This window comes from Pontiella desulfatans, assembly GCF_900890425.1.
Classification (GTDB): domain Bacteria; phylum Verrucomicrobiota; class Kiritimatiellia; order Kiritimatiellales; family Pontiellaceae; genus Pontiella; species Pontiella desulfatans.
In genome coordinates, this window is sequence record NZ_CAAHFG010000001.1 from 3,120,624 (window position 1) to 3,133,509 (window position 12,886).

Below are 12,886 nucleotides of genomic sequence, written 5' to 3' on the forward strand. Positions count from 1 at the left end.
ATCGTACCGCAGGCGTCCCGCCTGCTCCACGTAAAGCAAAACCATGTTATCCCGTCAAAAAAAATTCCCGTTCCTATTCCGCAACCTCAACAGAAACCGCGTCGAGGGTGACGACGGTTTTTTCGGTGACGGTTCCATAATTCAGTGCACCGAAAGCCAGGGTGTAGCCGGAAATATTGGCGGAATAATCAGCGAGGGTTTGCGTCAGCACCGAATCCCCGCCCGTGCTGGTGGTGCCCTCCAGCTCGATGACGGCCTGCGTGCCATCCAGCGTAAAGGTGATGGTGCTCGGCAGGCCGTTGAGGTTAGCCACCGTTGCGCTGCTTGCACTCGCCCCCTGAAGCGCCTGATAAATGATGCGCCACGAAGCGGGGTCGCCCTGCTGCTCCAGCCGGAACCCGATGCCGTCATCCAGCGCGTTGGCCTGAGGGTTGAACTTTCCGGCGGCATCGTCGCCGATCGAAAAATAGAACACGTTCCGGCCGCCCCCGTTGACCCCGGTAATCGAAGCAATATCGAAACGGGCCGATACCGGATGATCGTAAAAATTGTAGAGTTTCGCGCCATTGAACATCGACACATCCCCGTCCTGGTTCACGGTCGTGTTGAGCGCGGCCTGGGCTGAGCCGTTCGGAATGCCGACATCCATCACCAGCTGCCCGCCGGTCGGGGTTGTTGCTGCTCCCGCCCCCTGAAGGTATTCCGTCCAGTTGGTATTGAGTGACCCACCGAAGGAATCATTCCAAACCTCGACGCCAATTCCGCCGCTTGACTCCTTCACAACATAAAACCGGTTGGTGGCATCGTCCATTTCAACCACGATTTCCATGAGCCCGTTGGATGCCGCCAATTCAACCGAAACTTCCTGCCAGTCGGGATCGGTCAGCGACTCGGATGTCAGGATGTCGTAGCGGTAGGTTTGGCGAACCGGGTGGCGCAACGTAATCTGGGAACCGGACACCGACGGGGCCACCACAAATGGAATCCCCTCGTTTAAAGCCGCCTTCAGAGGGATCAGCGCATCCTTGAGCGGAGCAACGATTTCGGGGTGTTGGTCAAAAAGGTTGTCCGATTCGCCGGGATCAAGGTCGAGGTCGTAGAGCTGGTCGGCATTTTCTGTTACACGTCCCGTCGGGTTGTCCGGATCGTGCTCGATATATTTCCATTTTTCCTGCCGGATCGAATAGATGGCACTCGGGCTGCGCGTCAGAACCGTATCGCGCGGCGATGCCGCACTCTCCCCTGTCCAGACCGGCAGGAAACTCAAACTGTCAACCGCGCTTTCAGGCGCAGACACATCAAGCAGATCCGCACAAGTTGCCATCACATCCGTTAAACAGAACAGACGATCATCGGTGATGTTTGCCGGAATGTGGTTGCTCCAGCTAACGATGAACGGTATGCGGCTGCCGCCTTCAAAAACGGCATGTTTTCCGCCGCGCAGTTCTCCATTGCTCAGATGCCCTGCAGAATAGGCTTCCCACATCGGCTCGTTTCCCCATTGTATCGCAGAGGCTTCACTTGTTGAAATAACCGCCCCGTTATCGCTGGTAAAAATAACCAGCGTATCATCCAGCCGACCCGTGGTGCGGAATGCATCGAGCAGTGCACCGACCTGTCCGTCGAGTTCATGCAGAAAATCGCCGTAAAGCCCGATGCCGCTGCTGCCGATAAACTCCGCGGCGGGCGTGATGGGTTTATGCGGCACCGTCGATGAAAAAAAGAGGAACAGGGGCTCGTTGGTCGGCGCCGACTCAATATATTCAACCGCCTTGGCCAGGGTGTCGCCGGCCACTTCATCCTGCGCGAAACGCACATCTTCGCTCCAAGGATCTACGCTGTTGGCGCTGTTCACCGTCACCACATCATTTGACCCGCGCCCGTAAAATTTATCGTTCTCGATATAAAAATCCGGTTCGTTCAACACGTTGGCGGCCAGCCCGAAAAAGTGGTTGAAGCCGACATCCAACGGCCCGCCCTCAATGGTCGGCTGGCTCCAGTCGTAGCGCTCGCCATACGAATCGCCGTAGCCGACGCCGAGATGCCACTTTCCGAACGCCGCCGTATTGTACCCCTTTTGCTGGAACAGCGTCGGCAACGCCACCACCCCGCGTTCCAACAATGCATTCGGCCCGGCGGGATGGATCACGCCGGTCGGCGGATGCAGCGGACTGCGCCACCAGTAGCGGCCGCTAAACAGACTGACGCGCGACTGCGAACACGTTGACGACGGCGTATAGGCCTGGGTAAAGCGCATGCCGTTTGCGGCGAGGCTGTCAATGTGCGGCGTCGCAATATTCGTCGCGCCATAACACCCCACATCGCCATAGCCCAGGTCGTCAGCGAAGATAATCAAAACATTCGTAAACGATACCCCGCCCGTATCGGGCATTCCGTCGGAAGGATCCAGCGGATCGAGCCCGTTCGCCTGTTCATAGATGTCAGAAAGCGAATCGTTGTCATAATCGCCATCGGAGGCGCGCACCCAGTCGATCTCGAAATTTCCGAGGCCGTTGCAGGGATTGATGCGCATTCGGCTGATCGTCTGTCCATCCCAGTCCGGGTTTCCTCCAAGCGGAAGGATGACGGTTTCAAACTGTCCGCTTGAATACGGGATAGCGATTTTACGTGTGTTGTCCATCACATCGTTCGAGCTGGTTGCCCAGCGTAAGGTCAGTGTGGACGAGGCATCGGACTTCACCCGTACGAGCAGGTTCGAGAGCGCACCGCTGTCAAAAGAGAAATCGTCACTTTCAATTCGCCCCGACTTGCTCTCGGATTGTCCGGAGAGAATGCCGCTGGTCACGGTCGCATTAGAGATGGATGCCATCACACTGTCCCATCCCTGATAATCGCCATCGGCATTGAATTCGAAAGCAAGGTCGGAAGCATCGTTCATATCGCGGCCGGCCGCAAATTCATCGTCATTCAGCATGCCGTCGCCATCGATATCCAGCGCTGGTTCCCCGGGCGTCTCAATGGCAACCGGATAGGCCGCCGGTGCCGCGTTGGTATAGGGAATCACATAGCGCGGTTCAATCGCGGTGCCCACGGGAGCGCCGTTCACATAGACCGGGCCACGCGGATTCCCCAGCGTGGACTGCCCCTCCGGCGGGAGCGAGTCGCGCCAGGCCAGCAAGTCGGCAACCAGCTCGGCGTGCTTCGCCGGATTCTGATAGCGCAGGTTGGTCAGCTCCCACGGATCGTCCGCCAGATTAAACAGATAATCCGCCGTGGCGTCGCGCTGGAGCTTCCAATCGCCCTTTCGAATCGCGATGGCCTGATCATGATCCCAAAAAAGCGGCGTGTCGCGGATCACGGTAGGCGCTCCATTGGTCAGTCGCGGCAGCAGGTTAACGCCATCCATTTCCGCCGTGGGCGTTCCCCCGCCAGCGATCAAGGTTGTGGCGGTAAAATCGAGCGTGGAGACCGGTTCATCGATCACCAGGCCGGGCGGGATCGTATCTTTCCAGTAGGCAAACATCGGCACACGGATGCCACCCTCCCAGAGCGTCCCCTTCTCGCCGCGCAGCGGAACGTTTTCCGATCCGTCCGCCGTCTCCAGCGATTTCACGCCGCCGATATCAGTCCCGAATTTGGGGCACGCGCCATTATCGCCGGCAAAGAAAATGAGCGTGTCTTCCTCAATGCCGTGCTCGCGCAGTTTCTGCATCACGCCGTCGACGGAGTCATCAATGGCTTTAATCAGCGCCAGCCCCTGGCGGCGGATTACATCCATTTCGTCACTGTAGTTGGGATAGTCGAGTTCCGGAAAATTCACATAATAGGAATCGTTCGTCGAGATGCGCGGCGTATGCGGGCCATAGAATGCGAGATACAGAAAAAATTCATTGGTATGGTTTCGGTCAATGAAGGCTTCCGCGGCTTCCCCCTGCACCGTCACCCGGTTGCGCATATGGCTCACGTCCTGCCGCGGAACGGAGTTGCCGTCCAGGTCAAAGTTCACCTCATAATCGGTGTAGACGCCGGTGTAGTATTCATCGAAACCGCGCGCGCCGGTAAAATGATCGCCCTCGTCGCCGAGGTGCCACTTGCCGACCTGTCCCGTTGTGTAGCCAAGATCCCGCATGCGTTCCGGAATCAGAACGATAGGATCGCCCTCCGGGTCGGTCAACGGAAGCGGGCCGTCGGTGTTGATGATCAGGCCCACCTCGTTCTGGATGCGACCCATCATCAGCCCGGCGCGCGAAGGCACGCACTTGGGTGCACTGGCGTAGCCGGAAGTCATCAGCGCACCGCCGGAAGCCAGCGTATCGAGCGTTGGCGTATCCACATGAGGATCAATCCCGTGCAGACCCAAATCGGTGACGCCATGGTCATCCGTATAAATGATAATCACGTTCGGGTTGCGCGATGCTCCATCCGCTACAGCCTCCACTCCAAGAACTGCACAACATAAGGCAACCAGCCCTTTCAACACATTCTTCATGCTCTAACCTTTTTATTTTTCGATGATACGGAAGAACCGTACCGGATCGTCGGCCGATACGCCTATGATGGTGTTGGTCAGCTCAGCCGCCGACATATTCGTATGGCTTCCATGCGGGGTCCAATTGGTAAATGACAGATTATCGCAGGACTCGAGGTCATAGGTTTTTCCATCGTTGCTGTTCCATACAAAGTTCAGCATGCCCGCACTGAACTCAACCTGAACCGCCACCGGATCGGGCACGAGCAGCGCTTCGAGAGCAGTCACATCACCGGCATCAAAATAGCCATCGCCGTTGACATCGAAGTCGGTCAGGTTGAGGGCAGTCAGCGCCTCGACCGGCGTACTGCCCTGAGCGATCAGAACCGCCTGCCGGTTGGTGGCTGTTTCACCGCCGTCTCCTGCAAGATAGGTATTAGCCAATGCCAGGTCGGCCGCATCGATGACGCCGTCTTTGTTGACGTCTCCGGCTTCCGGAACCGTGATGACCAGCGCCACTTCATAGACTTTCAGCTGCGACACCTGAGTCACATTCGTCGGATTCGGTGTTCCGCCGGGATAATCGACGATGGCTTCGGTGTTGACATGATCGATGATCACATGGATCGGCGCCTGAGCGGCCAGCAGGTCGGCCCCGCTGATGGTGGCGGTCTGGTAGGTTCCCGCAGCGTCCGGCAGCGTATCCGCCGCAATGGACATCAACGAACCGGCAACCGCCTGGGCGGTATTGCTTGCATCAGCACCGGCAGTGAGCGCAGCCGTAAAGGTGGCCGAAGACTGATCGGTATTGGAATTGGGCTGCGCCACATCAACACGCAGTTCGTAGGTCGCACCAGGGCTGACCTGGCCGAGAATGTTTTCCTGCTTCATGCCATTGCGATAATTCATGGAAGAATTCAGGGTCAATTCACCGTCCGAGGCAATATGCGTATCGAGATAGAACGTTCCGCCCAGCAGGCCGCCGTCATCCGTATATGGAGCTCCGATATGCCCGGTAAGCCCGTCCGGGTCGGCATGGTAAGGCGACCAGCCAACCACGTCCGCCGTTTTTCCCCAGAGCCCCGAATAGTCGCCGAAGGAACCTGCCACATTGTATTTGTCTTCACCGGGCGGGGTCATATTCGAAAGCTGGCCGAAGCTGCCGTTGGGAATCAGGTTCGGGCCGACAATGACATCAAACGGCAGTGCAGAAATCGGAAGTGCCTCGATCACGATGGAATCGGTGATAAAGGAAGGAGCATCTACAACCCCCACTCCCACGTTGCATGCTCCGATCGCCAACGCGAACGCACTGTAATCCGTTTCCACAATATTAGTAAAACTTCCGCTGATCTCCCTGTCGCCGCCGGCGAAAGTGGTGCCGGAAACCGTTACACTGTAGCTCACATTCCCACCGGTACCGTCCAGCATAATATCCAGTCCGGTCGGAGCAACGAGGTCGGTCTCATTCGTTCCGGAAGGCAGCGTAAAGTTGTGCTTCAGCAACCGAACCGGGCCTGCCGCCGACGTCGTGTGCATAATCTCCAGGTAGTAGTAATCGTTCGTTCCCCCCGCCCAATACTTCCGGTTGATGGAAAACACGAGTCCGTTGTTCCCCTTGCCGTAATAATATTTATTCCGGTTGTTAGTATCAAACAGCCCCAGATAGGTCGAAGTCGCTTTAGAACCGGGGTCACCCGCCAGCTCTGAAAGGTCCCACTGAATATCGAGCGGCTTTTCAAAATAGTTCAGCTCATCGGCTCCCATGCCGCTGTTCTGCCCATAACCGGGTTCCTTGTACATATACGAGCGCTGGGCGTTCGTAATATTGCCTACATCGAAAAAGACCCCGTCATAAGTATCGGCCCCGATGCTGTTGGTTGCAACCGGTTGCTGCCCGGCGGTAGACGCATACACGTTCCATCCCGCGAGCGCCCCGTTCCAGTTCTCAGCGTGGACAACCACCTCCGCCGTGTCTGCCGGAAGCGGGTCGGTCACAACAGCATCCAGCACATAGGACGCCCCTTCGTTGACCGCGCCGCTGTTGTACGCGCCGACCGCCAGCACAAAGTTGCTGTAATCCGCCTCCACAATATTTGTGATACTTCCGCTGACCTGCGTTAAGCCGCCCACAAACGTCGTCCCGGAAACAGAAATGCTGTAGCTCACATCGGTACCGGTTCCATCCAGCGTGATATTCAGCCCGGTCGGCGCGACGGGCGCGCTGCCTCCCGATGGTAACGCCAGATTCTGCTTCAGGATCTGCTGCGGCGCGGTAGCGCCATCATCCGAAAGGCGATGGATCTCCAGGAAATAATAATCATTCGTCAGCGATGACGCAAACTTGCGGGTAATCGAGAAAGATAGACCGTTGTTATCCTTGCCCGGATAGTAGCGGGCGCGGTTGTTGTTATCCGAAAGCATCAGGTACGCCATCGTAGAGCCACCATCGGCCGTGTTGCCGGTCAGGTCGTGCAGATCCCACTGGATGCTTAAGCCGTTATCAAAATAGTTCAGCTCATTAACATCCATTGCGCCGTTTTTTCCATAACCCGGCTCTTTAAAGATGAACGAGCGGTGCGATCCGGTTCCGGTGCCCACATCAATCAGCACGCTGTCATAGATATTGGAGGATGCAACAAGATTGGTTCCCACCGGATCCAGTGTGGTTGAATTGAAATCCCACTCAGCAAACTCGGTGCCCGACCACGTCCAGGTCGACACACTTTCCCGAATAAACGCGTTTGCCAGATACATGAAGGTATAGGGCTGATCCTCGGGCAGGATTGCAACGGGATGGTCGTACCAGGACTGAACTGTTCCCAACGCCGGCGTCAGCCCGTTCGCTTTGACCTCCCGCAGGCAGTTCATCACGTTTTCATGGAAGAGTTGATCGGAGGTGTTTCCGCCGGTGTGATCATTAAACAGGAAGTAGAACTCCAGCCCCTGCTGTTCGCAGAACGCTTCCATGGCCTGGAGCTTTGCCCACCCGTTCTCTGTGTTCACAATCCGTTCATAGGAATATTCGGGTTGGAAGATATCGATCTTTGTCCCCAGCGCATCACAGGCCGCGATGACGTCGACGAGAATCGTTTTCAAGTCGCCATAGTCCTTCGACGGATCTTCTGCGGGGAAGATCGCCTGATCCTCCCAATGGAAGCGAAACGCGGCTTCAAGGATCCCCACTTTCAGATCCGGATAATTTTCTTTAATCCCGGCCACATACGTGGCGTAGTTGGTTACGGCGTCCTCATAGGTCCAGTTATAAATATTGGTCGTGCTCGCTTTAAACTGCGATTTAACGAAGACATTGTCCGTGATGATAAAGTCAACCGTCCCGCCAGCCGCAGTGATCGGATCAAGTATGCCCTCTTCGGTACTTTCGTGTCCTTTCCGAATCCCCACCTCGACCGCAAAGTCCTTGCCCATCGCGGCCAGATTCGCCACCGACTGGCTCAGCAGCGCGGGTTCACGCTTGTTCAGCCAAACGACGGGCGTGGAATAGAACTTGAAATGGGAGATATTCTCCAGCACAGCACTCCACTCATCCAACTGATGGATAAACAGCTCTTCCACCTGCCGGACAAAATTCGTTTCTCCCAGGGCGTTAGGTGTCAGGCGAGGACAGACGGTAATCTGCATAGGCTCCGCTGCGAACAATGCATTGCCCGCAAGAGCCAACCCGATAACCATCCACTTGAATATACTTTTCATCATCTCTCAAAACATGGATGCAGGCGAGACGCCTGCGGTACGTGCTCTCCCCTACTCCGTGACCTCGATGGAAACCGCATCGAGTGTGGCGACGGTTTTGGTATCTACGTTTCCAAGATTAAACACACCGAAGGCCAGCGTATAGCCCGTAATATTGGCAGAATAATCCTCCAGCGTTACGGTTACTTCCGAGCTGCCGTTCGATGTGTCTGTTGAGTCCTCCAACAGAATAGTGGCCTGCGCTCCATCCATCACATATGTGATTGCACTGGGAATGCCACTGAGGTTGGCGACGGTTCCCCCGCTGGCACTTGCTCCCTCCAGCGCCTGATAGACAATGCGCCATGCACCGGGACTTCCCGCCTGTTCCAATCGGAACCCGATGCCATCATCGAGTGCGTTACCCTGCGGCTGATATTTTCCGACGGCATCATCGCCGATCGAGAAAAAGAACTCGCTCTTCCCGGTGCCGTTGGTGCCGCTGATCGAGGCAATATCGAAACGCGCAATAACCGGGTGGTCGTAGAAGTTGTAGAGCTTCTCTCCGACGAATGTTGTCATGGTTCCCGTCTGATCGGTGGTCGTGTTAAGAGCGGCCTGAGCGCTCTTATTGGTGATGCTGGCATCCAATACGAGTTGCCCGCCGGTCTGGATCACACTGGCACCGCTCCCCTGTGTATATGCCGTCCAGTTGGTATTGAGGGATGCCTCGCCGAAGCTTTCGCTCCAAATCACATTGGTCTGCCCGCCGAGGGTTTCCCAGATCGAATAAAACCGGTTCATATCGCCGCCGACCGGCAGCGTGATATTTTTAAAACCGTTACTCGAAGAAACGTCGGCGGACACTTCCTGCCAATGGGGATCGGTCAATGATTCGGTTGCCATGACGGCATAACGATAACCATCCCGAACCGGGTGACGGTAATCCATCGTCCCACCCGCAGCGTCCATGCGGAACGGAACGGGCATGCCTCCATTGGTATAGACCTGCCAAGCGGGAACGCCGTTGATATCCTTCCAGTCGGCGGCATGCCAGTTAAAGCCGTCCATCAGTTCATAGTCGGAAAGCCACATCAGGGGCGTGCCCTGCTGGGTGCTCCACAGATATTCCTTCGCCGCCTTTTGCTCGTCCCAATAGGAGAACCAGCGCGCTTCATCGTAGTTCGTTGTGTTAGGTACCGGAACATGCGCGTTCTGTGCGGTCAGCTCAGCCAGCAGCAGGGCTTCAAGTTCGGAGACTTTTTCGGGATATTGATCGGCCAGGTTGGTGGTTTCGCCGATGTCGGCATCGAGGTCGTAGAGTTCGTTAGCCCAGGGCTGCACCGGATTATCCGTTCCATCCCAGAAGTGGCGAAGCTTCCATTTTCCTTTCCGGATAACGGCGCCGCTGCGGTTCCACTCCGGCTGACCGATCAGGGTGTAGTGCGGGAAGAACCAAGTAACAAAATCGCGCCCCGTCGGGGTTTGATCGGTGATGTAGGGCTTGAGGTTAATGCCGTCGAGCGGGTTGCCCGGCAGTTGTTCCAGACCGGCGGCATCCAGCAGCGTCGGATAAATATCGTGGGTCACAATGACTTCATCGGACTCGCGCGGAGCAACCCCCGGCCAGCGGACGATGGTCGGAATGCGCAGCCCGCCCTCGTAGGTGGAGGTCTTTGCACCGCGCAGCGGACGCATGGAGGTGACGATCTTATTTCCGTCCGTTTTGTCGGGCGCATCCATCCGGATGCCGCCGTTGTCGGAGGTGAAGATGATGATGGTGTTTTCGTAGACGCCCTGCGCCTTGAGCTCGGCGACGATGGTTCCCACCGCATCGTCGAGGCTCTTGACCATGCCGGCATAGATCGCAAAGTTCTGGGCATTGGTCTCATCGCGTGTGCCGGTGAAGTAGTCGATGTAGGCCTGCTTCGCCTCATAGGGGCCATGCACCGCGAAGGTGGGCACATAGCAGAAGAACGGAGTGGAGGCGGCGACATTATTGCTGATAAACGTACAGGCCTCGGCGGCCAGGCGGTCGGTGAGCTGCTCGCCGGTCGGCCCGTCGGTCAGATGCGGATTCTGGTAGGGTGAAAAATAGCTTTTCGGGAAACCCAGATGATGGTCGGCCTTGGCAACATCGAAACCCTGCTGGCTGGCCATCTTGTCGGCGTCCGGCCCGAGGTGCCACTTGCCGAAAAACCCGGTGGCGTAGCCTGCCTCTTTGAGGCGCTCGGCAATGGTGATGCTTGAGAGCGGCAACTGCTCCTGTTGCTGCGGAATGGTGACCGGATAAGGTTTGGAATTTTTCATCACCGCCGGATCGGTCCAGTTCGTATAATTAAACTCGGGGTCCGAACGTGTGGCCGGCGGTACGCCGGTGATGTGCTGGCGCGCGGGCGCCCAGCCGGTGAGCATGGCCGCACGACTGGCGGAGCAGAGCGGCGCGGAAGCATAGGCATCGGTAAAGGCGATGCCCTCGGAGCAGAGCTGATCAATATGCGGTGTTTCGTAGAAGGTGCTGCCGAAACAACCGAGATCACGCCAACCCATATCGTCGGCCATGATCACCACGATATTCGGAGAACTGATAATCGTATTATTTGAACCTACCAGGCTGTAGGGCGCGATCAGGTTTCCGTCCAGGTCGTTATTCTGAAGCGTGATCCCATCGGTCAAACCGATCGATTCAACGCCATAGTCCTGCTCTGCACCGCCAATGATGTTGTTGCGAATTATAATATTGGTGGACGGCATATCCGGCACGAGATAGGTACCGTTGGCTATCAGAATACCGGACGCATCGTCTGCCGGATCCAGACCGTTATCAGTAATGGTATTGGAGCGGATTTCAGAATCCTGAATCCCCCGCAGAAATATCCCGTCCAGTCCATTGGAAACAATCGTGGAATTTTCGATCAGATGGCCGGTACTCAGCCGGTCGTAACGGAAACTGCTCAGAGCAACGATGCCGTACTCCCCGTTTTCATAACTCTGAATATCGGTCAGGGTCACATCGTAGGCGTTGGCGATTTCAAAACCGTTCTGCCCATTCCCGCGTGAAACGCAGTTGGAAAAGGTAATGTCGCAAGGCTGACGCAGATTGTTATTATTAATGAACACGGCAAAGCCGCGCTTTTCATTGCCTTCCGCCAGACAATCGAAATAGTTGAGATCAGTGCAGGAATCCGATGTAAAACCCGAACCATGCCCGTTTGAAGCGCTGTTGGCTTCGCAGGCCATGAAAAGCACGTTACTGGCCAGATAGACATCGAACCCCCAGCGATCAGCACTGGATACACAGTTGCTGTAGACGATGCCGTTTAAGCTGTCGATCAACCCATCGCGCGACTGCGCATAAAAGCCAAGTTCATTGCCGGTTGAGGTGCAGTTCAGGATTTCGGTCTGGCAATCCTCCACCTGTGTCCCCTGCACCACGCAGCCGATGTTCTTTGAATTTTCGAACGCACAATCCTCCACCAGCAGCCCGACCACATTTTGCATGTTTACCGAGTGGAGATAGTCATTGGTCTGGCTCGATCTCCGCCCGTCAAAACATACCTGCCGGATGGTGATATTCTCGTTGCCGGACTGCTTGCTTTTGTTCTTGAGAATATTGGATCCATTCGGTCGATAATCATTCGCCTGTAGACGGGTAACCGAACTGCCATCGCCACGAAAGATGGTATCATTCCCGATTTTCAGTGTATCCACCCAGTAATCACCGGGCGGAAGATACACCTCATCCACGCCGGCCAGGGCATCCGCCGCATCGAGCGCCGCCTGGATGCCGACCGTATCATTCGTGCCATCATCCGGTGTAGCCCCGTACATGGTTATGTCAAAAACATCAGCCAAACTGGTTCCCGAAAGGAGCACCGCTATCGTGGAGATGACTGCAAGGCGGCTTTTCAATTTAATTTCACTCAGCATTTCCATTCCTCTCTCCTGCGCCGATATGACGCACATGCCTCAACCGAAAGCCCATGCCCTGCTTATTACTATCTATAATACGGCAGCGTATTTTTGTCAATGGATGTCTTGTTTTTCTACTATCGCCAGCTGGAACTATCTTTCATGATGACAAAATCGACCGTCCCGCCAGCCGCAGTGATCGGATCAAATATGTTATCCTCGGTATTTTCGTGTCCTTTACGAATCCCCACCTCAACCGCAAACGCCTTACCCATCGCGGCAAGAGCGGGTTCATTGTTCTTCAGCCAGGTAACCGGCGTGGAGTAGAACTTGAAATGCGAAATTTGAGACAAGACATCATCCCATTCATTCGTCTGATTGATAAACAGGTCTTCCACCTGCTCGACAAAATTCGTTTCACCCAAGGCGGCTGGTGTCAGGCGCGGACAGACCGTCACCTGCATGTGTCCTTCGCCAAATGCAACAGAAGCAATGCCCAAAAGGCAGGCCAGAAGAACAGAGAACCGGGAAAACGTATGTTGAAGTGGATGATTCATTTTTAAGTTAAGCAGTTTCCATGGCAGTTAAGTAACGTAGGACAGTGCTTCCAGCCTGTCTGCATTTGCATCGCCGAGCCGCGGTGGACAGGCTGGAAGCGCTGTCCTACTTTAAGGACTGGGTTTGGGCCTGAGTTCGTCGCCTGATAGATATTCAGCCATTCCTCCGACCCTGATCCGTAGGAAACATGGGCATGATCCGGCACGGCGGTCTGGCCATAGCTGACCGCCATAAATACCACACTGATCAACACAACCAGGCTCAACCGCGCGGTCAAAATCGCACGTTTCATGA

5 protein-coding genes are annotated in these 12,886 nt (G+C 55.8%); all 5 read right to left on the minus strand.

Annotation, left to right across the window (positions count from 1 at the left end; translation table 11 throughout):
- Positions 1-73: 73 nt before the first annotated feature.
- On the minus strand, positions 74-4,450 hold the full coding sequence (locus E9954_RS10905) for a sulfatase-like hydrolase/transferase (RefSeq protein ID WP_136079199.1): 4,377 nt from the start codon (positions 4,448-4,450) through the stop codon (positions 74-76).
- A 12-nt stretch (positions 4,451-4,462) separates the two neighbouring features.
- Positions 4,463-8,146 (minus strand): dockerin type I repeat-containing protein, encoded by a 3,684-nt coding sequence (locus E9954_RS10910; protein WP_136079200.1) that lies wholly within the window; start codon positions 8,144-8,146, stop codon positions 4,463-4,465.
- 48 nt (positions 8,147-8,194) lie between these two features.
- Positions 8,195-12,058: a sulfatase-like hydrolase/transferase gene (locus E9954_RS10915; protein WP_168442167.1), complete on the minus strand. Its 3,864-nt coding sequence runs from the start codon at positions 12,056-12,058 to the stop codon at positions 8,195-8,197.
- A 113-nt stretch (positions 12,059-12,171) separates the two neighbouring features.
- On the minus strand, positions 12,172-12,591 hold the full coding sequence (locus tag E9954_RS10920; protein ID WP_136079202.1) for a hypothetical protein: 420 nt from the start codon (positions 12,589-12,591) through the stop codon (positions 12,172-12,174).
- Between the two features lie 2 nt (positions 12,592-12,593).
- Positions 12,594-12,884, minus strand: a complete 291-nt coding sequence (locus E9954_RS10925) for a hypothetical protein (protein WP_136079203.1) — start codon at positions 12,882-12,884, stop codon at positions 12,594-12,596.
- Positions 12,885-12,886 lie beyond the last annotated feature (2 nt).